We start from the raw sequence: 23,527 nt of genomic DNA, 5'->3' as shown, positions 1-23,527 counted from the left end.
GGCGACGACCCGCCGACCGGGTGGGCGCCCAGCGGCGGGCGCCGACCCGGGGCGGTCACCGACGGACGGTGACCGTGATCGTGCGGCTCTCCGTCACGCCGGCGGCGTTCTCGAGCTCCGCGCGGTACTCGTACCGGCCGGGTGCACGGCCGGTGAGCGGGGTCGCCGCTCGCTGGGCCTCCCGGCCGTCGGCGGTGAGCTCCTGCGTGTCCACCAGCGTGCCGTTCTCGTAGAGCCGGTACGTGGTGCCGTTCGTGCCCCACCACATGTTCATGGTGACCACGTACTGCCCGTCGCCGTCCCAGTTGTCGTGCGACAGGACCGGGGTCCCCGGCGTCGCGCGGTCCACGACCACGGTGACCGGCGTGGTCGTCGTCGACCCGTGCTGGTTCGTCAGCACGGCGGTGTAGACGTAGCTGCCGTTCGTCCGGCCGTCGAGGTCGAAGACGACCTGCTGGGCCGACGGCGTCGCGTCGACGACGTCGCGCGCCCCGACCGGTGCACCGTTCTCGAGCAGCTCGACGCGCTGCGCGTTCTGCCCCCACCACAGGTTCACGACGACCCGATACGTGCCGTCGCCGTCCCAGTTGTCGTGGGAGAGCACGCCCCGCGCGGGTGCGGCCGTCGCCGGCCCCGGCACGCGCTCGCCCGGGCCCGGGTCGGTGCCCGTGTAGGCGATGGACGGCGCCGGCGGCGTGTCCATGCCCTCGCCGAGGAAGTACGACGTGTGCGGCGGCTGGTTGTACGAGGTGTTCTGCCACGCGACGCCGAGCCGGTAGACCGGGTCCGACGTGAGCGTGCGCAGGCGGTGGTCCGTCAGGTCGACCGTGGTGGCGATCCGCAGCGCCGAGGAGTCCTCGAGCCGCGTCACCACCTCCTCGCGCCAGTCCCCGACGAGGTCCGCCTGGACGACGGGGTTGCCCTTCGTGTCGTTGACGGACAGCGTGCCCTCGGCCCGGTAGATCTCGACCTCGGTCTCGTCCTCCCAGTCCCACTTGGAGATGGTCGGCACGCCCGTGCGGGTCTCCTCGGTCCAGTCGTGGTCGAGGATCTCGCGCAGCAGGTCGCCGTCCCACCAGGTGAGGAAGTTGGCCGCGGGGATCTTCTCCGAGATCAGCTCCCCGGACGCCGACCGCAGCTGGCCGGTGCGGGCGTTCCACTGGTTGGTGCCGATGGCCCAGCCCTCGGCACCGGGGTGGCGCGGGTCGATGTCGCCCGCGGCGGCGCGGCCGGTGTCGACCGTGGCCGGGATCGACCAGAGGACCTCGCCGGTCGCGGCGTCGCGGAAGGTGGCGCCCCGGTTCCCCGAGGAGCCCATGGACTCGTGCGCGGCGAACACCTCGAGCCCGGGCCGCGACGGGTCCAGGTCGGACAGGTGCATGGCGTCGCCGTGCCCGAGGCCGGTCGTGTACAGCGGCTCGCCGTCGTCGTCGACGGCCATCGACCCGAAGACGATCTCGTCCTTCTGGTCGCCGTCGACGTCCGCCACGGACAGGTTGTGGTTGCCCTGGCCGGCGTACTCCGCGCCCTCGACGTCGGAGTCGAAGACCCACCGCTGCGTCAGCTCGGCGCCGTCCCAGTCGTACGCGGCCAGCACGGTGCGGGTGTAGTACCCGCGGCTGAACACCACCGAGGGCCGCTCCCCGTCGAGGTACGCGACCCCGGCGAGGAACCGGTCGACGCGGTTGCCGTAGGCGTCGCCCCACGCGCCGACGTCGCCGCGCGGCGGCGTGTAGGCGACCGTGTCGAGCGCGGCGCCGGACGCCCCGTCGAACACCGTGAGGAACTCCGGCCCGGTGAGCACGTAGCCCGACGAGTTGCGGAAGTCCGCGCCGGCGTCGCCGAGGACGACGCCTGCGCCGTCGACCGTCCCGTCGGCCGTCTTCATCGTCACCTCGGCGCGACCGTCGCCGTCGAGGTCGTACACCTGCACCTGCGTGTAGTGCGCGCCGGCCCGGATGTTGCGCCCTAGGTCGATGCGCCACAGGCGGGTGCCGTCGAGCTCGTAGGCGTCGACGTAGACGGTGCCCGTGTAGCCCGCGCGGGAGTTGTCCTGCGCGTTCGTCGGGTCCCACTTGAGCACGATCTCGTACTGCCCGTCGCCGTCGAGGTCGCCGATGCTCGCGTCCCCGGCCTTGTACGAGTACGGCTGGCCGTCCTTCGTGTAGGCGTCGGCGGGCTTGTCGAGCGGCACGTCGAGGTGCTGCTCGTCCCACACGCCGAACTCGGCGGTGGCCCAGCGCTCGATCCCGTCGACGACCGTGCTGACGCGGTAGGTGGCGTCGGCGCCGCCGTCGGCGTCGAGCACGTTGGTGCCGCCGGTGACGGGCGTCGACGTGATGCGCTTCCCGTCGCGGTACACGTGGAACGGCAGGTCCTGCGGGTCCAGGCCGAGCAGGCGCCAGCCGACGTACACGCCCTCGTCCGTCGCGACGGCGACCGGCGCGCGGTCGAGCCGCTCCGCCTGCCGCACGAGCGTCGTGACCGCCTCCGAGGACACCGTCGCGGCCCGCGCCGACTCGCCGCCGGCGTTCACCGCGGCCACCTGGTAGTGGTACGGCACGGTGGTGAGGACGTCGGTGTCGTCGTACCCGGCGTCGGTCGCGCGGCCGACGAGCGCGTACGGACCGCCGAGCCGCTCGCTGCGGTACACGTGGTAGAACAGCGCGCCCTCGACGGGCTCCCACGCGAGGCGGACCAGGTTCTTCTCCGTCGCCGCGACGCGCACCCCCGTGGGCGCGGCCGTCACGGGGACGTCCGGGTCGACCGTGGTCAGCTCGACCACGTCCGTCGGCACGGACTCGACACCCGTGGGGTCGAGCGCGACGACGTGGTACCGGTACGCGACGCCGACGTCGGCGGTCGTGTCCGTGAAGGCGGCCTCCGCGACGTCGCCCAGCGCCCGCGGCGCCGGCTCGCCGTCCGCCTGTCGGTACACGCGGTACCCGGCGGCGTCGTCGGTGCCCGTCCAGGCGAGGTCGACCGCAGCCGCCGCGCCCTCGATGCGCACGTCCGCCGTGAGCGCCGACGGCGCGAGCAGCAGCGGCGTCACCTCGACGCCGTTGAGCCGCGACGACGTGCCCGTCATGACGAGCGTCAGCTGGCCGTCGGTCACCTCGACCGGCTGGCTGACCTTCTCGGACACGGCCCCGCGCCCGGCGTTGGAGGCCCCGAAGTCCTTGCCCTCGAGCTGCACGTTCGAGCGGCTGGTGCCGATCCAGTCGCCGTTGTGCGTCTTCACGGCGTACGTGCCGCGCGGCACGTCGACGACGAAGGTGTGCTGCGGGCCGGGCAGGAGGAAGTCGCGCTGCAGGTCGTTCGGCGGCGGCTCGAACGCCACACCGCGGTCGCGACCGCCGAGACCCGTGGCGTCGAGCCAGCCCCAGCCCTGCTCGGGCGTGTAGACCGAGCGCTCGCTCGCCTCGGTGTACCCCGGCATGACCGGGTTGCCCGCGAGCTGCACGTCGAAGCGGTACAGCGCCGCGCGGGTCGTGACGCGCACGCTCGCCGACGGCGCCGAGTCGCCGCGGCCGTTCATCGCGACGACCCGCAGGTCGTACGACGCACCCTCGACGAGCCCCGTGACGGCGGCCTGCGGCAGCGTCGACGTCGTGACCAGGGCCCACGCGCCGTCCCCGGCGTCGGCGTCCTTGCGGAACACCTTGTAGACGTCGGCGCCCAAGACGGCCGTCCACGTCAGCTGCACGCCCGCGTTCGAGACGCTGCCGGCGACGACGCCGGACGGTGCGGCGGGCACGGCGGCCGGCGGCTCGGCGGCCTCGACCTCGTCGGCCAGCGGCACGTCCAGCGTGGCCAGGTCGGCCGCGACCAGGCGGGCCATCTGGATGGCGCCGTACTCCTGGAAGTGGGTGTCGTCGGTCGTGCCCGACGGCCGTCCCGGGTACACACCCGCCGGCACGTGCAGGAACACGCTCGTCGCGGCCTCCGGCCCGATCTCGTCCAGGTAGGCGCGGCTGGACGCCGACAGGTCGACGAGCGGCGTGCCCGTCTCCGCGGCGAGGTCGGCGGCGGCCGCCACGTAGTCGGGGAACGACACGTGGAACCTGCCGGTCGCCGGGTCCCAGGCGCGCCGCGACACCGGCGTCACGAGGATCGGCGTGGCGCCGCGCTGGCGGGCGCCGTCGACGAACGTCCGCAGGTAGTTGCGGTAGTCGGCGGGCGCCGCCCACCGGTCGTCGACGCCGTAGGAGTTGTCGTTGTGGCCGAACTGGGCGACGACGTAGTCGCCCGGCCGCACCTGCCGCAGCACCTCGTCGAGGCGGCCCTGGCTGATGAAGTTCTTCGCCGACCGGCCGCCGATGGCCTTGTTCTGCACCGTCACGCCGTCGGACAGGTACCGGTCGATCATCTGGCCCCAGCCGGCCTGCGGCGCGTAGTCGGCCGTGTACGTCTGGACGGTGGAGTCGCCCGTGATCCACAGCGTCGGCTCGCTCGCGGGCGTGCGGTCGGGCTGCCGCGTGATGACGAGCTGGTTGAGCTTGGGCGCCGTGCCGCCGACGTCGATGTTCAGCTGACCGTCGACGAGCGCGACGTCGAGCTGCATCTCGAGGAACTGGCCCGCCGGCTTCGCGGTCTGCTGCACCTTCGCCATGCGCTCGACCGTGAGCGCGACGTCGGTCGCCTCCTGCGCGTCGCCCGCGACGAGGCGCACGGTGTAGTCGCCGTTCGGCAGGTCGACGACGAGCTCGGTGTCCCCGACGCTGACGAAGTCGGACCGCACGGCGTCGTCTCCCCCGCGATCCGTGGCGGTCACCTGCGACGGGTCGACGAAGCCGATCCGCTGCTCGTGCGAGTAGGCCGTCGTCGCGTCGACGCGGACGGCGCCGGGCGCCAGGGCACCGGACCCGAGGTCGAGCGACAGGACGCCGCTCTCCGGGAACGTCGGCGCGGTCCCCTCCCCCGCGAGGCTGCTCACGGCCGCCGCCGACGGCACGGACAGGCCGTCCGCACCGACCGCTCGGACGCGGTACCAGTGCGTCACGGCGGTGTCGACGGCGTCGGTGGCGTGCACCTCGCGCTGCCCCGTCCGCGCGACCTCGGCGTACGTGCCGTCGACGGCGTCGGCGCGCGTGACGACGTAGCCGGTGGCACCGGCGACCTCGTCCCAGCGCAGGGTCACCGCGCCGGGCACGACGTGGGCCATCCGGACGGCCTGGGGTGCGGGCAGGGAGCCGACGGGCTCGTCGGCGGTCGTGGCGGGCTGGTCGGCGGTGGGCGGGTCGGCGGCGGGCGGGTCGGCGGTGGTGGCGTGCGCCGGCAGGGCGCCGGCGAGGAGCAGCGCCAGCGCGGTGGCGGCGCCCGCCGCGACGGCGGGCGGTCGGGTGCGGCTGCGGGCCCGGTCGTGGGCCCGTGCAGGTCGGGACATGGTCACCTTCGTCGTCTCGTCGTTGAAACGTGGGGGCGGAGCGACCGCCGGCATCCGTCATGAATCGATTCAAGACGCCACGGTGGACGCGGGTCGTGATCGGGGGAAGCGGGCGGTCCCGACATTCCTACCCCGTGCCGCGGCGCCGCGTCCAGGGTGGGGGGCAAACGCTTACCGTCCGCGCCGGCCGCCGCGGGGCCGAGCGCGGGCCGCCGCCGCTACGGTCTCACCATCCGAGCACGGGGTTATTCCCGACCAGTTCGGTATGCAATTGTCCTCCGCATGGCCGCACCGACCGCACCCGACGCCGCAGCGCCGCTGCACCGCGTCGTCGTCGTCGTGCCGGGGCCCTGTCCGCGTCGCGCGTGTCGCGACGCGTGTCGCTGTCGCTGAGCGAGCGACCGGCGCGGCGCCCGGCACCCCGGGCCGCCCCTGCCCGCCACCGGCGTGAGCACCGACGGCCGTAGCGCCGACCGGCGTGAGCGCCGACCGAGGCGTCCGCCTGCCCGGTGAGCCCCTCGCCGGTCGACCGGCGCCGCTCACGTCGCCGCCCCGTGCCCGGCCTCGCCGGCCGTCCTCACCGGCCGGGCCGCCACGCCCCGCGACCACGTGCGCCGCACCCACGCGGTCCTCGTCCGCCGCCCGCACCACCCGACCGCCCACCGCCCCGGACCGTCCGGGGCGGTCCCCACCCTGCCCGGAAGGTCCACCATGCCGTTCGTCCACCCGTCGCCGCCCGGGGCCACCCGCCCCGCCCGGCACGGCGCCCGCCGCCCCCGCACCGCGCTCGTCACGCTCGCCGCCCTCACCTCGGCGCTGCTCGCGGCCTGCTCCTCGGCCGGCGTCGCCGCGGGCGACGCCGCCACCCCGGCCGCGCTCCCCGACGACCTGCCCACGCAGGTGCCGCCGGGCACGACGCTCGTCGTCGGCGACCCGACCACGGAGAAGGCCGTCCGCATCGCCGGCGGCGACCTCGACGCCGACCTCGGCTTCGAGATCGAGTGGGCGAACCTGTCGGGCGGCCCGCAGACCACCGAGGCGTTCCGCGCCGGCGCGCTCGACGTGGGCGCGGTCGCGGACATCCCGCCGATCCACGCGACGTGGACCGGCCTCGACGTGCGCATCGTCGCGGCGGTGTACCGGCAGGACTGGCAGGAGAACCCGATCTACCAGTTCGGCGTCGCGCCGGGCGTCGAGGGCGTCGAGGAGCTCGAGGACTTCGCCGGCAAGCGGATCGCCTACTCCCCCGGGCAGGCGCAGGGCGCGATCGTGCTCCGCGCGCTGCAGGAGGCGGGCCTCACCGAGGACGACGTCACGCTCGTCGAGCTGCCGAGCACGGGCGACGTCTACCCGACGGCCCTGGCGGCGAAGGAGGTCGACATCGCGCCGCTCGGCGGCGTGCAGGTCGCCCGGTACGTCGAGCAGTACGGCGGCGACGGCGCGCACACCGTCCGGCACGGCCTCCGGGACGACCCCAGCAACCTCTACGCGCCGACGTCGGTCGTGCAGGACCCCGCCAAGGCCGCCGCGCTGCGTGCCTACGTGCAGCTGTGGGCGCAGGCCAAGCTGTGGATCCACGAGCACCCCGAGGAGTGGAAGGCCGGCTACTACGTCGAGGACCAGGGCCTGAGCCCGGCCGACGCCGACTACCTCGTGGCGCACCAGGGGATCCCGGAGATCCCGACGGACTGGGCCGAGCCCATCGCGCGCCACCAGGAGACCGTCGACCTGCTGGCCGAGGCCACGGGCAACGACGCGTTCGACGCCGCGACCGTGTGGGACCAGCGGTTCGCGCCGGTCATCGCCGAGGCGGCCGAGGCGTACCGCAGCGGGGAGGCCGGCCGGTGACCACGCTGACCCTCCCCCGCACGCTGCACCGCGGCGCGCCCGTGCCCGCGCTCGCCCCGCGCCGCCGGACCCGCCGCCTCGGCCCCGGCCGTCCGCTCCGCGGCGGCGCCGCGATCGGGGTGCTCGCCCTGCTGGCCGTGTGGACGCTCGGCAGCGCCACGGGCCTCGTCGACCAGCGCACGCTCACCGCGCCGTGGACGGTCGCCGCCACGGCCGCGGACCTCGTCGCCGACGGGCGCCTGCAGGAGAACCTCGCCGTCTCGGCCGGGCGGGCGCTGAGCGGGCTCGCCCTCGGCATCGTCGCGGGCACGGTGCTCGCGGTCGTCGCCGGGCTGAGCCGCTGGGGCGAGGCGCTCGTCGACGGGCCCGTGCAGGTCAAGCGGGCCATCCCGAGCCTCGCGCTCCTGCCGCTGCTCATCCTGTGGCTCGGCATCGGCGAGACGATGAAGGTCGTCACGATCCTGCTGGGCGTGCTCGTGCCGGTGTACGTGCACACGCACAACGGGCTGCGGTCCATCGACGCCCGGTACGTGGAGCTCGCGGAGACCGTCGGGCTGTCCCGCTGGGCGTTCGTGCGCCGCGTCGTCCTGCCCGGCGCGCTGCCCGGCTTCCTGCTCGGTCTGCGGTTCGCCGTGACGGGCGCCTGGCTGGCGCTCGTGGTCGTCGAGCAGATCAACGGCACCGCCGGCATCGGCTACATGATGGAGCTCGCCCGCACGTACGGGCAGACCGACGTGATCGTCGTCGGCCTGGTCCTGTACGGCGTCCTCGGCTACGGCTCCGACCTGCTCGTCCGGATCGTGCAGAGGAGGGCGCTCGCATGGCGACGCACGCTGGCGGACTGACCGCCCCCGGCCCCACGGAGGACGCGCGGCTCCCGCGCCGCTCCGACGTCCCGGCGCCCGCGCACGGCACCCTCGCCGACGAGCGCCGCACCACGGCCGACGGCACCGTGCTGGTGCGGGACCTCGTCCGGGCCTACGGGCTCGGCGAGGGCGACGGGCGCGTCCTGCGGGGGCTCGACCTGAGCATCGCGCCGGGCGAGTTCGTCGCGATCCTGGGCCGCAGCGGCTCGGGCAAGAGCACCCTGCTGCGTGCGCTGGCCGGCCTCGACCACGACGTGCACGGCAGCGGCACGGTCGCGGTGCCCGAGCGCGTGTCGGTCGTCTTCCAGGACTCGCGGCTGCTGCCGTGGGCCCGCGTGCTCGACAACGTCACGCTCGGCCTGCGCGGTCGCGGTGCGGACGACCTGGCCCGCGAGCGCCTCGCCGAGGTCGGCCTGGCCGGCCGGGAGCGCGCGTGGCCCACCGAGCTGTCGGGCGGGGAGCAGCAGCGCGTGTCGCTGGCGCGGTCGCTGGTCCGCGAGCCGCAGCTGCTGCTCGCGGACGAGCCGTTCGGCGCCCTGGACGCGCTCACGCGCACCCGGATGCACGGCCTGCTGCGCGACCTGTGCGCGCGGCACCGGCCCGCCGTCCTGCTGGTCACGCACGACGTGGACGAGGCGATCGTCCTCGCGCAGCGCGTCGTCGTGCTCGACGAGGGCCGCATCGCCCTCGACGTGCCCGTGACGCACCGCGACCCGGCGGAGCCCGGTTTCGCCGCCCTGCGCCGTCGCCTGCTCGACGCGCTCGGCGTCCCGCCCGTCGTCCCGGCGGTCGTCCCGCCCGCGCCGGCCGCCACGCCCCTCACCGCCGACGCCGCCGACCCCGTCGCGGCCGCCGGCCCCGCCCGTCCCGCCACCACCCCCGGGAGCACCCGATGACCGACCGCCGACCCCGCCGCGCGGGGCAGCTGCACCTCAACGCGTTCCTCATGAGCACGGGCCACCACGAGGCGTCGTGGCGCCTGCCGGAGTCGCGGCCCGAGCACGCCAGCACGAACATCGCCCACCTGCAGCGCCTCGCGCAGACCGCCGAGCGCGGGCACCTCGACTCCATCTTCTTCGCCGACGGCCCGGCGCTGTTCAGCGACGTCGCGCGCCGCCCGGCGGGCACGCTCGAGCCGACGGTCGTGCTCACGGCGATCGCGGCCGTCACCAGCCGCATCGGGCTCATCGCCACCGCGTCGACGACGTTCAACGACCCGTACAACCTCGCCCGCCGGTTCGCGTCGGTGGACCACGTCAGCGGTGGCCGCGCGGGGTGGAACGTCGTGACGACGGCCCACGCGGACTCGGCCCGCAACTTCGGCCTCGACGCCCTGCCGACGCACCGCGAGCGCTACGAGCGCGCGGCGGAGTTCCTCGAGGTGGCCCTCAAGCTGTGGGACAGCTGGGAGGACGACGTCGAGCTGTTCGACCAGGCCGCGGGCGTGTGGGGCGACGGCAGCCGCATCCACCCGCCGCAGCACGTCGGCGAGCACTTCCGCGTCGCGGGCGCGCTGACCACGCCGCGGTCGCCGCAGGGGTACCCGTTGCTCGTGCAGGCGGGCTCGTCCGAGGACGGCAAGGACCTCGCGGCCCGGTACGCGGAGGCGGTGTTCACGGCGCAGCAGACGCTCGACGACGCGCTCGCGTTCGCGACGGACCTGAAGCGGCGGGCCGTCGGGTGGGGCCGCGACCCGGGCCAGGTGCTCGTGCTGCCGGGCATCGTGCCGGTCATCGGCGCGACCGAGGCCGAGGCCCGCGAGAAGGAGGAGGAGCTCGACCGGCTCATCCGGCCCGAGCACGCGCGCGAGCAGCTCGCCCGCACGCTGCGCGTCGCCCCCGAGGACCTGCCGCTCGACCGCGAGCTGCCCGCCGACCTGCCGTCCGAGGACGAGATCGAGGGGGCGAAGTCGCGGTACACGCTGATCGTCGAGCTGGCCCGGCGCGAGCGGCTGACGGTCCGGCAGCTCATCGGGCGGCTCGGCGGCGGTCGCGGGCACCGGACGTTCTCCGGCACGGCCGAGCAGGTCGCCGACGCGATCCAGGAGTGGTGGGACGCCGGCGCCGCCGACGGGTTCAACGTCATGCCGGCGGTGCTGCCGTCGGGGCTGGAGGAGTTCGTGGACCAGGTCGTCCCGGTGCTCGTCGAGCGCGGGCTGTTCCGGGCCGAGTACACCGGCACGACCCTGCGCGACCACTACGGGCTGCCCCGCCCGGAGAACCCGCACACCCGCGCCCGCCGCGAGGCCGCCGAGGTGGTCGCGTGAGCGCCCGGCAGCTGCACCTCAACCTGTTCGTCTACCCGGGCGGGCACCACGAGGCCGCCTGGCGGCACCCGGCCTCCGCGCCGGACCGCGTGCTGGACCTCGCCTACTACCAGGGCCTCGCGCGGGCCGCGGAGGCGGCACGGTTCGACGCGGTGTTCCTCGCCGACGGCCCGTCGCTCGCGGACAACATCCGGTACGCGACGCGGTTCCGGCTCGAGCCGTTCACGCTGCTGTCGGCGCTCGCGGCGTCGACCGAGCGGATCGGCCTCATCGGCACGGCGTCGACCACGTACTCGGAGCCGTACGACCTCGCGCGGCTGTTCGCGGGCCTCGACCACCTGTCCGGCGGGCGGGCGGGCTGGAACATCGTCACCACCGGGGCGCCGGGCGCGGCCCAGAACTTCGGGCTCGACGAGCACCCGACGCACGCGGACCGGTACGCGCGGGCCGACGAGTTCCTCGACGTCGTCACGGCGCTGTGGGACTCGTGGGAGGACGGGGCCGTCGTCGCCGACCCGGGATCGGGGGTGTTCGCGGACACCGCCCGCATCCACACGATCGACCACGTGGGGACGCGGTTCCGCGTCCGCGGGCCGCTCAACACCCCGCGCACACCGCAGGGCCGGCCGGTGTACGTGCAGGCGGGGACGTCGCAGGACGGCCGTGCGTTCGCCGCGCGGCACGCCGAGGCGGTGTTCGCGGCGCACCAGACGCTCGCCGACGCGCAGGAGTACTACGCGGACCTCAAGGCGCGCGCGGCGGCGCTCGGTCGCGACCCCGACCGGGTGCTCGTCCTGCCCGGCATCAGCCCCTACCTCGGCTCCACCGAGGCGGAGGCGAAGGCCCTGCAGCGCGAGCTCGACGAGCTCACGCAGCCCGCGTACTCGATCGACCTGCTGCGCCGCCTGCTCGGCGTCGAACTGCGCGAGGACCAGCTCGACGAGCCGTTCCCGCGCGAGGCGGTCGTCGTCGCAGGCGACCGCGCCGAGTCGAGCCGGTTCCGCCTCGTGCTCGACATCGTCGACCGCGAGCGGCCCACGTCCCGCCAGCTGCTGCACCGGCTCGCGGGCGCGCGCGGGCACAAGCTCGTCGCGGGCACGCCCGAGCAGGTCGCCGACCTGCTCGAGACGTGGTTCACGCGCGGCGCCGCCGACGGGTTCAACGTCATGCCGCCCTACCTGACCGGCGGCTTCGACGCGTTCGTCGAGCACGTCGTGCCGATCCTGCGGGCCCGCGGCCTGTTCCGGCACGAGTACACCGGCACGACCCTGCGCGAGCACTACGGGCTCGACCGGCCCGCGTCGCGGTTCGCCGCCGCGCCCTCCGTGACGTCCTCCCCCTCCCCCGCCCTCGAAGGAGCCCTCGCATGACGACGTACCGCCCGCTCGGCCGCACGGGCGTGCAGGTCACACCCCTGACGCTCGGCACGATGAACTTCGGCGCGTGGGGCGACGGCGACCACGACGCGGCGGTGGCGCTGATCCGCCGCGCGCTCGACGCCGGCATCAACGTCGTCGACACCGCGGACGTCTACGCCCGCGGGGAGTCCGAGACGATCGTCGGCAAGGCCCTCGCGGGTCGCCGCGACGACGTCGTGCTCGCGACCAAGGTGCACGGGCGCCTCGGTGACGACGTCAACCAGGCCGGCACCTCGCGCCGCTGGATCGTCCGCGCGGTCGAGGACTCGCTGCGCCGCCTCGGCACCGACCGCATCGACCTCTACCAGCTGCACCGGCCCACGCCGGGCACGGCGCTCGACGAGACCCTCGGCGTGCTCGACGACCTCGTGCGCGCCGGCAAGGTCCTGTACGTCGGCACGTCGACGTACCTGCCGTCGCAGCTCGTGCAGGCGCAGTGGGTCGCGGCCGACCGCCGCTACGCCCGCCCCGTCACCGAGCAGCCGCCCTACTCGGTCCTCGCCCGCGCCGCCGAGCGCGAGGTGCTGCCGGTCGCGCGGGAGTACGGGCTCGGCGTGCTGCCGTGGAGCCCGCTGGCCGGCGGCTGGCTGTCCGGCCGCCCGCTCGACACCGCGCTGCGCGACACCGCGCGGCACCGCCGCAAGCCCGAGCGGCACGACCCGGCGCTGCCCGAGAACGTCGCCAAGGCGGAGGCCGTCCGGCAGCTGACCAAGGTGGCCGAGGCCGCCGGGCTCACGCTCGTCCAGCTCGCGCTGGGCTTCGTCCTCGCGCACCCGGCCGTGACGAGCGCGATCATCGGCCCGCGCACGCCGGAGCACCTGGACGCGGCGCTGGCCGCGCTCGACGTGCGGCTGACCGCCGACGTCCTCGACGAGATCGACCGCATCGTGCCGCCCGGCACGACGTTCAACCCGGCCGACGAGGGCTGGCAGCCGCCGGCCCTGGCGGACGCGTCGCTCCGCCGACGCTGACGGGGCCCGGAGGGGACGGCCGACGCGGCCGTCCCCTCCGGCGTGCGCGGGGACGGCGGTCAGTGGTCGTCGCCCGCCCGCCGGGCGGCGGGTGGACGGCCGGACGTCGCCGGGCGCGTCCCGGTGCTCAGTCCGCGTCGACCGTGCGCGGCGCCACGATCCGCAGCACGTCGACGAACCACGGCGTCGTGACGCCGGCGTCGACGAGCGCGTGCGCCTCCTCCGCGGTGACCCACCGCGTGTCCCCGACCTCGTCGGGGTCCGGCAGCAGGTCGCCGGCGGCGCGGCCGACGACCACGTGGTCGTACTCGGTCTCGACGTGGCCGGACCCGGCGTCGAGGGCGCGGTAGCGGAACGTGCCGACCTCGTGCGCGTCGACCAGGTCGACGCCGAGCTCCTCGCGCACGCGGCGGGCGGCGCTCGCCGCGAGGTCCGCGCCCGGGGCCGGGTGGCCGCAGCACGCGTTGGTCCACAGGCCGGGGAACCGGAGCTTCGCGTCGGCGCGCTGTTGCAGCAGCATCCGGCCGGCGTCGTCCACGACCACCACCGAGAACGCGCGGTGCAGCAGCCCCGGCGCGGCGTGCGCGTCCCCGACCTGCGTCTGCCCCGTCGTCGTCCCGTGCTCGTCGACGAGCTGCACCAGGTCCGTCTCCGCCATGTCACCCCGTCCGTCGCGGCGCCGCACCGCGCGGCGCCCCCAGTACGACATCTCCCCGCCCCCCGCACAAGTCGACGACCCCGCCGAGCGGGATACCGCTGCCCTTCCCACCGCCGGGAACGGCACCCGCATGCCGTTCGGCGTCGTCGTCGCCGAGCGGCGGACGCGCCGAGGCCCCGGCCCCCGTGGAGGGGGCCGGGGCCTCGGGTGTCAGCGGGTGGTGCGCGTCAGAGCGGCGCGAGCCCCGTGCCGCCGTCGCCGCGGCTCGCGGCGGGCGGTGCGGCGGGGACGTCGGTGCCCGAGCCGGGCGTCCCGACCGGCGCACCCACGCCGACCGGCTCCTTGTCCCGCTCGCTGCGCGGGACGCCCCGGAACAGGAACTCCCCGAGCAGGCCCTCGCCCTCGGCGTCCACGACGACCAGCTCGCCCGACTTGAGGTCGCCGAACAGGATCTTCTCGGACAGGACGTCCTCGATCTCCCGCTGGATCGCGCGGCGCAGCGGACGCGCCCCGAGGACCGGGTCGTAGCCCTTCTCCGAGAGCAGGCGCTTGGCCGCCTCGGTGAGCTCGATGCCCATGTCCTTGTCGCGCAGACGCTTGTCGAGCTTCGCGATCATCAGGTCGACGATCTGGAAGATCTCCGGCTGCGAGAGCTGCGGGAAGACGACCACGTCGTCGACGCGGTTGAGGAACTCCGGACGGAAGTGCGTCTTGAGCTCGTCGTTGACCTTGGCCTTCATGCGCTCGTACGACGTCGACAGGTCGCCGCCGGCCTGGAAGCCGGTCTGGACGCCCTTGGCGATGTCCCGCGTGCCGAGGTTGGTGGTCATGATGATGACGGTGTTCTTGAAGTCGACCACCCGGCCCTGCGAGTCGGTCAGGCGACCGTCCTCGAGGATCTGCAGCAGCGAGTTGAAGATGTCCGCGTGGGCCTTCTCGACCTCGTCGAAGAGGACGACCGAGAACGGCTTGCGGCGCACCTTCTCCGTGAGCTGACCGCCCTCGTCGTACCCGACGTACCCGGGGGGCGAGCCGAACAGGCGCGAGACGGTGTGCTTCTCGGAGAACTCCGACATGTCGAGCTGGATCAGCGCGTCCTCGTCCCCGAAGAGGAACTCGGCGAGCGCCTTGGCGAGCTCGGTCTTGCCGACACCCGTGGGGCCGGCGAAGATGAACGACCCACCGGGGCGCTTCGGGTCCTTGAGGCCCGCACGCGTGCGGCGGATGGCCTGCGACAGCGCCTTGATCGCGGCGTCCTGGCCGACGACCCGCTTGTGCAGGTTCTCCTCCATGTGCAGGAGCCGGCTGGACTCCTCCTCGGTGAGCTTGAACACCGGGATGCCCGTGGCGTTCGCCAGCACCTCGGCGATGAGCTCCTCGTCGACCTCGGCGACGGCGTCCAGGTCGCCGTTCTTCCAGGCCTTCTCCTTCTCGGCGCGCTTGAGCCCGAGCTGCTTCTCCTCGTCGCGCAGGCGCGCGGCCTTCTCGAAGTCCTGCTCGTCGATCGCCGACTCCTTGTCGCGGCGCGTCTCGGCGATCTGCTCGTCGAGCTCGCGCAGCTCCGGCGGAGCCGTCATGCGGCGGATGCGCAGGCGGGCGCCGGCCTCGTCGACCAGGTCGATCGCCTTGTCCGGCAGGTACCGGTCGTTGACGTACCGGTCGGCCAGCGTCGCGGCGGCCACGAGCGCGGAGTCCGTGATGGACACGCGGTGGTGCGCCTCGTAGCGGTCGCGCAGCCCCTTGAGGATCTCGATCGCGTGCTGCAGGTTCGGCTCGGAGACCTGGATCGGCTGGAAGCGGCGCTCCAGGGCCGGGTCCTTCTCGACGTACTTGCGGTACTCGTCGAGCGTCGTGGCGCCGATGGTCTGCAGCTCGCCGCGGGCCAGCATGGGCTTGAGGATCGACGCGGCGTCGATCGCGCCCTCGGCGGCACCCGCACCGACGAGCGTGTGGATCTCGTCGATGAACAGGATGATGTCGCCGCGCGTGCGGATCTCCTTGAGGACCTTCTTCAGGCGCTCCTCGAAGTCACCGCGGTAGCGGGAGCCGGCGACGAGCGCGCCGAGGTCCAGCGTGTAGAGCTGCTTGTCGCGCAGCGTCTCCGGGACGTCGCCGCGGACGATGTCCTGCGCGAGCCCCTCGACGACCGCCGTCTTGCCGACGCCGGGCTCGCCGATGAGCACGGGGTTGTTCTTGGTGCGGCGGGACAGCACCTGCATGACCCGCTCGATCTCCTTCTCGCGCCCGATGACCGGGTCGAGCTTGCCGTCGCGCGCCGCCTGCGTGAGGTTGCGCCCGAACTGGTCGAGCACGGCCGAGCCGGACGGCTGACCCTCGGCCGGGCCGCCCGAGGCGACCGGCTCCTTGCCCTGGTAGCCGGAGACGAGCTGGATGACCTGCTGGCGCACGCGGTTGAGGTCGGCGCCGAGCTTGTTGAGGACCTGGGCGGCGACGCCCTCGCCCTCGCGGATGAGCCCGAGCAGGATGTGCTCGGTCCCGATGTAGTTGTGGCCGAGCTGCAGCGCCTCGCGCAGCGACAGCTCCAGGACCTTCTTCGCCCGCGGGGTGAAGGGGATGTGGCCCGACGGCGCCTGCTGGCCCTCGCCGATGATCTCCTGGACCTGCGCGCGGACCGCCTCGAGCGAGATGCCGAGCGACTCCAGGGCCTTGGCCGCGACGCCCTCACCCTCGTGGATGAGACCCAGGAGGATGTGCTCGGTGCCGATGTAGTTGTGGTTGAGCATCCGCGCCTCTTCCTGGGCGAGGACGACCACGCGGCGGGCTCGGTCGGTGAATCTCTCGAACATGTGCACTCCTCACGAGCGGCGTGCCCCGTCAGGACCGTGCGGCAGGGGTGCGCGCGGTGCCGGCGAAGGCGGCGTGTTTCGATGCTAACGGCGGGGTACCGCCCGGACGTCCCGTGTTCGCCGCAGGCGGATACGGGACGGACCGGCGACGTACTGTCGTGCGCATGCCGCGCTCCATCGCCACCACCACGACCGTCGACCTGCCCGCGCTCCTCGACTTCGTGCGCCCGCGCCACCACATGCTGCTGGCGACGGCGCGCACCGACGGCCGCCCGCAGCTCTCGCCCGTCAGCGGCGGCGTCGACCAGGACGGCCGCATCGTGGTCTCCACGTACCCGGACCGCGCGAAGACGCGCAACGCCGAGCGCGACGCGCGCGTCTCGGTGTGCGTGCTGTCGGACGAGTGGGACGGCGCGTGGGTGCAGGTCGACGGCACCGCCGAGGTGCTGCACATGCCGGAGGCGGAGGACGCCCTCGTCGACTACTTCCGCTGCATCGCCGGCGAGCACCCGGACTGGGACGAGTACCGCGCCGCGATGCGCCTGCAGGGCAAGAGCCTGCTGCGCATCACGCCGGAGCGGTGGAGCCCGATCGCGACCGGTGGCTTCCCGGCCGACGTCGCGGCCCGCCTGGACGCGAGCGCCTGACGCACCGGGCCGCCCCGGGCTCCGCGCCGGCCGTCCCGCCGGTCACGAGCGGCCGTCCACGGCGGACGGGGTCCGGTGTGCGGTCGCGACGTCCGGACCGCACACCGGAGCCCGTTCGTCGTGGACGACGGGCAGACGGGCGCCGAGCGGCCGGGTGCGGGGAGCGGGCGGCCGGGCGGGTCAGGGGGCGGGCGTCGTCTCGCGCTCGCGGCGGGCGTGGCCGACGAGCGCGACGACGAGCGCGAGGACGCCCGCGACCAGCATGCCGACGCCCACGCCGGCGTCGCCCACCCGCAGCAGCAGCGCGCCGACGCCCGCGCCCGCGAGGATGAGCACGACCGCGAGCAGGCGGCGCGCCCACGAGTCGCCGGTGCCGCCGGCGAGCCGCGAGTCCGCAGCCAAGCCGGTGAGCGTCGAGGTGACGACGACGGTCGTGACGTCCTTGACGGCGAGCCGGCGCGCGGCGGCCGCCTGCAGGCCCATCGCGACGGCGAGCAGCGTGGTGACCGCGACGCCCCAGGCGGTGCCCTCCTCGGGGTGCGCGACCAGCGACGCGACGCCGAGCAGCACCGCCATGAAACCGGTCGTGCCGAACGTCGTCGTGGACCGGTGCGTCCACCCCGCGGCGGACCGGCGCAGGACGCGCCCGCCCAGCGCGGCGCCCGCCATGAAGCCCACGAGGGCGACCGCCGGGCCGAGCACCGGCAGGTCGTCCGCGCCCGCCAGCGCCATGCCGAGGATGACGACGTTGCCCGTCATGTTCGCGGTGAAGACCCGGTCGAGCCCGAGGTAGCCGACGGCGTCGATGATGCCCGTGGTGAACGTCAGGGCGAGCATGAGCACGAGGTGGAGCCGCGGGGTCGTCACGGGCGCCATCGTCCTCGGCCGCGGGCGGCCCGGGCAAAGCGCGCGCGTGCGGCGTCCGTCACGCGCGCGGCCTCACCAGCCGCGCAGCGCCGGCTCGGCCCCGGGATACGCGGCGAACGACGCGCGCTCCTCGGCGGTGAACGCCCGCGGCGTGTGCGACGCGCGGTCGAGCTGCACCATCCGCGAGCGCGCCCGCAGTGCGACGCCGGCGCCGGGCCCGTCGCCGTCGAGCACCTCGTACGCGAAGTCGACGGACGACCGGCCGAGCCGCGGCACCCACACCTCGACGACGACCGGCGCCAGCCGGAACCGGATCGGCGCGACGTAGTCGATCTCGTGCTTGACGACGACCAGCAGCGACGCCGTCATCGCACCGGCCTCGTCGACGCCCATCCGCGGGAACAGCGTGAACCGCGCGTCGTCGAGGTACCGCAGGAACGCGGCGTTGTTGACGTGCCCGAACAGGTCGACGTCGGACCAGCGCACCTGCATGACGACGCGTCCGCGGACGTCCTGCCCCGTCGCACCGGCCGCCGGTCCCGTCCCCTCGCTCACCCGCCCACCGTACTCACCGGTACGCACCGGCGGTGCGTCAGCCCGCGGGCGGCTCGGCGACGAAGCGCAGGTCCGCGTCGCCGCGCGGCTCGACGCGCACCTCCTGCTCCGTCGGCCGGTTCTCCGCCGGGTCGAACGCCCAGCCGGTCAGGTCGACCGCGACGTCGTAGACCGCCGGGAAGAGCAGCTGCTCCTCGTCCGGCCCGCAACGGCCGTCGCGGCACAGGGCCGGGTCGTCGTCGGCACGCACCCCCGAGACCGCGAACGGCACGGGGTGGGCCGGGAGCGCCGTGACGGACAGCGTTCCCGCGAGGCCGCGCGTGAGGACCCAGTCGTCGTCCGTCTCGTCCCAGGCGTAGGCGAGCGTCTCGCGGTAGGTGTCGCCGGCCAGCGTGAACGTGACGTCGACCGTGGCGTCCTCCGGGAACACCGTGACGTCGTCGACCCGCGCGTCCGCGATGCGTGCCACCGCCCCGGCCAGCATGTCGTCGCGCAGCAGCGCCGTGCTGCCGACGGCCAGCGACGCGTCGTCCGGGCCGCTCAGCGCGAGCGCCGTCGTCGCGTCACCCGTCGCGAGCGCGTCGAGGTACTGCTCCGCGTGGGGTGCCGGCGACGGGTGCGGGTCGCTGGTCGTGCGCAGCAGCACCACGCCGGCCACCACCACGCCGAGGGCGGCGAGCAGGACGACGACCACGAGGGCGAGGACGAGCGCGCGCGTGCCGCGGGCCGCGCCGGGACGCACGAGCCGCGCGCTCACGGGCACCCCGCGCAGCCGGCGGCCCGCGCCGAGGCCCGCACCGGTCCCGTCACTGCACCGTCGCGAACTTGTCGCGGTTCGCCCAGGTGCGCGTGAAGCCGGTCCGCGCCGTGTCGAGCAGGTTGCCCTGCACCTGGGTCGTGGTGACGACCAGGGCGATGATGCCGCCGACCGCACCCACGGCGCCGATGATCGCGGTGACGATCGAGACCACGGCCAGCGGGATCGTGATGACGCCGGCCGCCTCCAGCACCGCGAGCACGAGGCTGCCGACCGCGACGAGCGCGCCCGTGATCGCGATGCCGAGCTCGACGTAGAACTGCTCGATCGCGTCGGCCATGCCGCGCAGCACGGTCCGCAGGCTCGTGATGAGCTGCGGCAGCCGGTTGAGCTCGTCGACCTGCGCGCCGCGCACGTCGCGGTACACCTCGGACGTCGGCAGGTCGACCCACGACGACAGCGCGGGCAGCGCGGCGCCGTCGATGTCGAGCGAGAGCTGGGCGACCGGAGCGTTCACCGTGGTCTCGAGCGCGGCGGCGGCCGCACGCAGCGCCTCCGGCCCGCCGATCCAGTCGACGACCTCGTCGAGGGCCGCGATCGACTCCAGGACCTGGTCGCACACCTCCTGCACGACCTCGATGACCTGCTCCGCGATCTCGTCCGCCACGCGGTCCTTGAACGGGAACGGCGGGAACGTGTCCAGGTAGACGTTGACGAGCTGGCGGATGACCGGGTCGCACCCGGCCCGCAGCGTGCGCACCGTCTGCGCGGCGTCCGCCAGCCGTCCGTGCTCGAAGGCCTTGATCGCCTCGACGTACCCCATCAGAGCCCCTCCAGCTCGGCCTGGATCTCCGCCAGCTCGGCGGTGCTGCCCTCTTCGGCCTCGACGTAGTCCGCGGCGGTGCCGAGCAGCGTGCGGGCGATGCCCTCCATCACCTCGGCACCCTCCCCGAGGAACCCGGTGACCTGCCCGAGGAACGTCGCGAACGCCACGCGGACGTCCTGCGCGCCGGGGATCAACGACCAGTCCTGCGTGGTCACCGGCGCGTACGCCGCCGTCGCCGCCTCGGCGTAGCCGCGCAGGCGGTCCGACCACGGGTCCCAGTGGTCCGTGGCGTCGGCCCGCAGGTCGTCGGCGTCCCACTCCACACCGGTCTCAGACACGGTCGTCCTCCCGGAGGTCGGTGGCGGGTGCGTCGGCTGCGGGTGCGTCCGGCACGGGTGCCGGCGCCGTGGCACGGGCGGCAGCCGCGTGCGCGGCGACGACCATCTCGGCGACGGCGGTCAGCGCGGTGCGCTCGAGGAGGTCGGGGCGCAGGTGGACCCGACCGGGCCGGCCGAGCAGCGCGTCGACGCGGACGGCGCCGTCGTGCTCCTCGTGCACGACGGGCGTCGGGAGCCCGCCGTCGCGCACGGCGGCGAGGACCGCACCCGCCAGCGCCGAGGACAGCAGCGCGGGCGGACCGGCGGCCGCCGCGATCGCCAGGTTGACGGCGTCCTCGACCTGCTGCGGCGTCGCGTCCGCCGCCGCGGGCGCGAACGTCAGGCTCGTCAGGACCCCCGCCTCGTCGACCGTGGCCGCGGCCAGGTCGGTGTGCACGTCCGGCAGCAGCGTGCGGATGTTCTGCTCGACCTCGCGCGCCCGGTCCTGCAGCGCGCGGCCGCGGGCGGCGAGCGCCTCGAGGCGCTGCAGCATCGGCTCGGCCTGCTCCGCGGGGTCCCCGGCGGCGCTCATGCGGCGCCCCAGCGGCCGGCCACGGTGCGGCGCGCCTGCGTGTAGCGCGCCGACACGCTCGCGGAGCGGCGGGCCGCGCCGTCGAGCACGGCGTTCAACGCCGCGAGGTCGCTCCGCCACTGCGCCTGCGCCCGCGAGTACGCCTCGCGGGCCTCGCCCGACCACCGGCCCTCGAGCCGCCGCACCTCGGCGTCCAGCCGCTCGAGCTCCGCCTCGATGCCGGCCGCCGCGTCGCGCAGGGCGTCGACCGTGCGCAGCAGCTGCTCCGGGTGCACCCGGTACCGCGTCATTGCTCCTCCTCGTCGGGGGTCGCGGGGCAGCGTAACGAGCGGCACGGTCGCGCGGCCAGGCGCACGGCCGGCTCCACTCATCCGGACGAGCCGGGCAGATGCGGCGTCGTGCAGGGCGCCGGCGTCGTGAGACGGTGCGGGGATGCCGACCGCCGCACCCGACGTCCGGGTCGTCCAGCGCGGCGCCGCCCCGGCCGACGTCGCGGGCGTGCTGCTGACGCCGGGTGCGAGCGCCACGCGCCACCACGCGACGCTCGTCGCCCTCGACGCGGCGCTGTCGCCGCACGTGGCCGTGCGCCGCGTCGACCTGCCGCGGGGCGCGGCCGCAGTGGCCCGCGTCCGCGACGAGGCGGAGGCGTTCGCCGCCGAGCTCGGCGTGGGCACGCAGCGGCTGGTCGTGGGCGGGCGCTCGTTCGGCGGCCGGATGGCGTCCGTCGCGGTGGCGGAGGGGCTGCCCGCCGCCGGGCTGCTGCTCCTGTCGTACCCGCTGCACCCGCCGGGGCAGCCGGAGCGCCTGCGCACGGCGCACCTGCCCGACGTCCGCGTCCCGGTGCTCGCGGTGTCCGGCGAGCGCGACCCCTTCGGCACGCCCGACGAGCTGACGACCCACCTCGCCGGCCTGGGCGGCCCGTGGACGCTCGCCCTCGTGCCCGGCACGCACGCCCCGCGCGACACGGCGGTCGTCGCCGCGGTCCGCCTCTGGTGGCCGGCCGCCGGGTAGCCTCGCGGCCCGTGCCTCCCCGCGACACGATCTCCTCCCGCGACCTCCTGAGGGCCGTCGCCCTCACGGAGCGCATCGACCGGGTCTTCGACCAGCGCGTCGTCGGCCAGGCGGGCCTGCGCCGCTCCCTCGTCACGGCGCTGATGTGCGGCGGGCACATCCTGCTCGAGTCGGTCCCGGGCCTGGCCAAGACGACGGCGGCGCAGACGCTCGCGCACGCGGTGTCGGGGTCCTTCCACCGCATCCAGTGCACGCCGGACCTCATGCCGTCGGACATCGTCGGCACCCAGGTCTTCAACTACGGCACGTCGACGTTCACGACGCAGCTCGGCCCGGTGCACGCCAACGTCGTGCTGCTCGACGAGATCAACCGGTCCAGCGCGAAGACGCAGTCGGCGATGCTCGAGGCGATGCAGGAGAGGCAGACGACCATCGCGGGCGAGCTGCACCCCGTCCCGACGCCGTTCATGGTGCTGGCCACGCAGAACCCCATCGAGGAGGAGGGCACGCACGTCCTCCCCGAGGCGCAGATGGACCGGTTCCTCATGAAGGAGGTCCTCGACTACCCGGACCCCGCCGAGGAGGTCGAGATCCTCGACCGCATCTCCGACGGCCGCATGACGCGCCCGCTCGACGCCGAGCGGCTGTCCCTCGACGAGGTCCGCTGGCTGCAGGCCCGCGTCGACGAGGTGTACGTGGACGCGTCGGTGCGCCGGTACGTCGTCGACCTCGTCGCGACCACGCGCGGCCGCGGGCCCGTGCAGGTGCCCGGGCACGACCGGCTGGTGCGCATGGGCGCGAGCCCGCGCGGGTCGATCGCGCTCATGCGCGTCGCGCAGGCGGTCGCGCTGCGGGACGGACGCGGGCACGTCACGCCCGACGACGTGCGCGCCCTGCGGCACGCCGTGCTGCGCCACCGCGTGGTGCGCACGTTCGACGCGCTCGCGGACGACGTCACCCCCGAGTCGCTCGTCGACGCGGTGTTCGACGCCGTCCCGGTCCCGTGACGCCGGTGCGCTGACCCGTGCCCGACCGGTCCCGCCTGGCGCTCGTGCGCGCGCGCCTCGACCTGCCCACGGTGCGCCGCGCCACCGGGCTGCTCGAGGGACGCCACCGCGCGGTGTGGAAGGGCCACGGCGACGAGGTCGACGACCTGCACCTGTACACGCCGGGGGACGACGTCGGCGACATCGACTGGCGCGCGTCGGCGCGCTCGGCGCAGCCGGTGGTCAAGCGGTACGTCGCGACGTCGAACCTGTCGGTGGTGCTCGTCGTCGACACGGGCCGGCACATGTGCGCGACGTCGGCGGGCGGCGAGCGCAAGGACGTCGTCGCCCAGCTCGTCGCGGACGTCGTCGCGCACCTGTCGCACCGGCGGGGCGACCGCGTGGGGCTCGTCGCCGGCGACGCGAGCCGTCTGCTCGAGCTGCCGCCGCGCGCCGGGTCGACGCACCTGGAGGTGCTGCTGCGGCGCGTGGAGCGCACGTTCGACCCCGGCGCGGGCGACGGCGACCTGGCCCGGCTGCTCGACCGCGTGCTGCGACGCACAGCGCGCCGCTCGCTCGTCGTCGTCGTGACGGACGAGGCGCGGCCGACCGAGACGGACGCCCGGGCGCTCGCCCGGGTGCGGACGCGGCACGAGGTGATGGTCGTGCAGGTGGCCGACGCGGACCTGTTCGGGCCGGGGCTCGGCGCGGCGCCGGGCACGCTGGCCGGGGCGTCCGACGCCCGCGAG

General features: G+C 75.0%; 20 protein-coding genes. 10 read left to right on the top strand and 10 right to left on the bottom strand.

Features of this window, described 5'->3' with window-relative positions:
* Positions 1-55: 55 nt before the first annotated feature.
* Positions 56-5,386 carry a rhamnogalacturonan lyase family protein gene (locus AB6N23_RS04105; protein ID WP_412864827.1) on the bottom strand — a complete coding sequence of 1,777 codons (5,331 nt, stop codon included), beginning with the start codon at positions 5,384-5,386 and terminating at the stop codon, positions 56-58.
* Positions 5,387-6,097: 711 nt separating this feature from the next.
* Here AB6N23_RS04105 and AB6N23_RS04100 point away from each other — a divergent pair.
* Genes AB6N23_RS04100 through AB6N23_RS04075 form a run of 6 tightly spaced genes read left to right on the top strand, consistent with a single transcriptional unit; the run spans position 6,098 to position 12,755 of the window.
* Positions 6,098-7,234: an ABC transporter substrate-binding protein gene (locus AB6N23_RS04100; protein WP_412864826.1), complete on the top strand. Its 1,137-nt coding sequence runs from the start codon at positions 6,098-6,100 to the stop codon at positions 7,232-7,234.
* Complete coding sequence (locus tag AB6N23_RS04095; protein ID WP_412864825.1) at positions 7,231-8,079, top strand: ABC transporter permease; 849 nt, start codon at positions 7,231-7,233, stop codon at positions 8,077-8,079. Before AB6N23_RS04100 ends, AB6N23_RS04095 begins: the two co-directional genes overlap by 4 nt.
* Complete coding sequence (locus tag AB6N23_RS04090; RefSeq protein WP_412864824.1) at positions 8,055-8,996, top strand: ABC transporter ATP-binding protein; 942 nt, start codon at positions 8,055-8,057, stop codon at positions 8,994-8,996. The genes AB6N23_RS04095 and AB6N23_RS04090 overlap by 25 nt, the downstream gene beginning before the upstream one ends.
* Positions 8,993-10,366 (top strand): LLM class flavin-dependent oxidoreductase, encoded by a 1,374-nt coding sequence (locus AB6N23_RS04085; RefSeq protein ID WP_412864823.1) that lies wholly within the window; start codon positions 8,993-8,995, stop codon positions 10,364-10,366. Before AB6N23_RS04090 ends, AB6N23_RS04085 begins: the two co-directional genes overlap by 4 nt.
* On the top strand, positions 10,363-11,736 hold the full coding sequence (locus AB6N23_RS04080) for an LLM class flavin-dependent oxidoreductase (RefSeq protein ID WP_412864822.1): 1,374 nt from the start codon (positions 10,363-10,365) through the stop codon (positions 11,734-11,736). Before AB6N23_RS04085 ends, AB6N23_RS04080 begins: the two co-directional genes overlap by 4 nt.
* The gene (locus AB6N23_RS04075) at positions 11,733-12,755 is read left to right on the top strand and encodes an aldo/keto reductase (RefSeq protein ID WP_412864821.1); all 1,023 of its coding nucleotides are present in this window, start codon (positions 11,733-11,735) and stop codon (positions 12,753-12,755) included. Before AB6N23_RS04080 ends, AB6N23_RS04075 begins: the two co-directional genes overlap by 4 nt.
* A 127-nt stretch (positions 12,756-12,882) precedes the next feature.
* Here AB6N23_RS04075 and idi read toward each other — a convergent pair whose 3' ends face one another.
* Together idi and AB6N23_RS04065 are read right to left on the bottom strand one after the other, a co-directional pair.
* Positions 12,883-13,413 (bottom strand): isopentenyl-diphosphate Delta-isomerase, encoded by a 531-nt coding sequence (idi, locus tag AB6N23_RS04070; protein WP_412864820.1) that lies wholly within the window; start codon positions 13,411-13,413, stop codon positions 12,883-12,885.
* Positions 13,414-13,640: 227 nt separating this feature from the next.
* Entirely contained in the window at positions 13,641-16,220 is a 2,580-nt protein-coding gene (locus AB6N23_RS04065; protein ID WP_412864819.1) for an ATP-dependent Clp protease ATP-binding subunit, read from the bottom strand.
* Positions 16,221-16,384: 164 nt separating this feature from the next.
* Here AB6N23_RS04065 and AB6N23_RS04060 point away from each other — a divergent pair, with 164 nt between their 5' ends.
* Positions 16,385-16,867, top strand: coding sequence for a PPOX class F420-dependent oxidoreductase (locus AB6N23_RS04060; RefSeq protein ID WP_412864818.1), 483 nt, complete (start codon positions 16,385-16,387; stop codon positions 16,865-16,867).
* Between the two features lie 180 nt (positions 16,868-17,047).
* Here AB6N23_RS04060 and AB6N23_RS04055 read toward each other — a convergent pair whose 3' ends face one another.
* From AB6N23_RS04055 to AB6N23_RS04025, 7 genes are all read right to left on the bottom strand, one after another.
* Positions 17,048-17,743, bottom strand: a complete 696-nt coding sequence (locus AB6N23_RS04055; RefSeq protein WP_412864817.1) for a YoaK family protein — start codon at positions 17,741-17,743, stop codon at positions 17,048-17,050.
* Between the two features lie 63 nt (positions 17,744-17,806).
* Entirely contained in the window at positions 17,807-18,289 is a 483-nt protein-coding gene (locus AB6N23_RS04050) for an acyl-CoA thioesterase (RefSeq protein WP_412864816.1), read from the bottom strand.
* 37 nt (positions 18,290-18,326) lie between these two features.
* Complete coding sequence (locus tag AB6N23_RS04045) at positions 18,327-19,046, bottom strand: hypothetical protein (protein ID WP_412864815.1); 720 nt, start codon at positions 19,044-19,046, stop codon at positions 18,327-18,329.
* A 49-nt stretch (positions 19,047-19,095) separates the two neighbouring features.
* Complete coding sequence (locus AB6N23_RS04040; protein WP_412864814.1) at positions 19,096-19,869, bottom strand: hypothetical protein; 774 nt, start codon at positions 19,867-19,869, stop codon at positions 19,096-19,098.
* Positions 19,869-20,210: a hypothetical protein gene (locus tag AB6N23_RS04035; protein ID WP_412864813.1), complete on the bottom strand. Its 342-nt coding sequence runs from the start codon at positions 20,208-20,210 to the stop codon at positions 19,869-19,871. Before AB6N23_RS04035 ends, AB6N23_RS04040 begins: the two co-directional genes overlap by 1 nt.
* Positions 20,203-20,781 carry a hypothetical protein gene (locus AB6N23_RS04030; RefSeq protein WP_412864812.1) on the bottom strand — a complete coding sequence of 193 codons (579 nt, stop codon included), beginning with the start codon at positions 20,779-20,781 and terminating at the stop codon, positions 20,203-20,205. Before AB6N23_RS04030 ends, AB6N23_RS04035 begins: the two co-directional genes overlap by 8 nt.
* Entirely contained in the window at positions 20,778-21,071 is a 294-nt protein-coding gene (locus AB6N23_RS04025; protein ID WP_412864811.1) for a WXG100 family type VII secretion target, read from the bottom strand. The genes AB6N23_RS04030 and AB6N23_RS04025 overlap by 4 nt, the downstream gene beginning before the upstream one ends.
* A 142-nt stretch (positions 21,072-21,213) precedes the next feature.
* Between AB6N23_RS04025 and AB6N23_RS04020 the strand changes: the two genes are divergently transcribed.
* The 3 genes from AB6N23_RS04020 to AB6N23_RS04010 all read left to right on the top strand — a co-directional run.
* Complete coding sequence (locus AB6N23_RS04020; protein ID WP_412864810.1) at positions 21,214-21,792, top strand: alpha/beta hydrolase family protein; 579 nt, start codon at positions 21,214-21,216, stop codon at positions 21,790-21,792.
* Positions 21,793-21,821: 29 nt separating this feature from the next.
* Positions 21,822-22,799: an AAA family ATPase gene (locus AB6N23_RS04015; protein WP_489671997.1), complete on the top strand. Its 978-nt coding sequence runs from the start codon at positions 21,822-21,824 to the stop codon at positions 22,797-22,799.
* 17 nt (positions 22,800-22,816) lie between these two features.
* Positions 22,817-23,527: DUF58 domain-containing protein (locus AB6N23_RS04010; protein WP_412864808.1), on the top strand; the 711-nt coding region annotated here is incomplete at its 3' end.

This window comes from Cellulomonas pasadenensis (genome assembly GCF_047229365.1).
Classification (GTDB): Bacteria; Actinomycetota; Actinomycetes; order Actinomycetales; family Cellulomonadaceae; genus Cellulomonas.
This window is presented reverse-complemented; position numbering and strand designations above follow the sequence as displayed.

Coding starts and splice junctions, on each gene's coding strand:
- AB6N23_RS04105 (WP_412864827.1), bottom strand. CDS start 5,386: ATGTCCCGACCTGCACGGGCCCACGACCGGGCCCGCAGCCGCACCCGA.
- AB6N23_RS04100 (WP_412864826.1), top strand. CDS start 6,098: ATGCCGTTCGTCCACCCGTCGCCGCCCGGGGCCACCCGCCCCGCCCGG.
- AB6N23_RS04090 (WP_412864824.1), top strand. CDS start 8,055: ATGGCGACGCACGCTGGCGGACTGACCGCCCCCGGCCCCACGGAGGAC.
- AB6N23_RS04085 (WP_412864823.1), top strand. CDS start 8,993: ATGACCGACCGCCGACCCCGCCGCGCGGGGCAGCTGCACCTCAACGCG.
- AB6N23_RS04075 (WP_412864821.1), top strand. CDS start 11,733: ATGACGACGTACCGCCCGCTCGGCCGCACGGGCGTGCAGGTCACACCC.
- idi (WP_412864820.1), bottom strand. CDS start 13,413: ATGGCGGAGACGGACCTGGTGCAGCTCGTCGACGAGCACGGGACGACG.
- AB6N23_RS04065 (WP_412864819.1), bottom strand. CDS start 16,220: ATGTTCGAGAGATTCACCGACCGAGCCCGCCGCGTGGTCGTCCTCGCC.
- AB6N23_RS04060 (WP_412864818.1), top strand. CDS start 16,385: ATGCCGCGCTCCATCGCCACCACCACGACCGTCGACCTGCCCGCGCTC.
- AB6N23_RS04055 (WP_412864817.1), bottom strand. CDS start 17,743: ATGGCGCCCGTGACGACCCCGCGGCTCCACCTCGTGCTCATGCTCGCC.
- AB6N23_RS04040 (WP_412864814.1), bottom strand. CDS start 19,869: ATGGGGTACGTCGAGGCGATCAAGGCCTTCGAGCACGGACGGCTGGCG.
- AB6N23_RS04030 (WP_412864812.1), bottom strand. CDS start 20,781: ATGAGCGCCGCCGGGGACCCCGCGGAGCAGGCCGAGCCGATGCTGCAG.
- AB6N23_RS04025 (WP_412864811.1), bottom strand. CDS start 21,071: ATGACGCGGTACCGGGTGCACCCGGAGCAGCTGCTGCGCACGGTCGAC.
- AB6N23_RS04020 (WP_412864810.1), top strand. CDS start 21,214: ATGCCGACCGCCGCACCCGACGTCCGGGTCGTCCAGCGCGGCGCCGCC.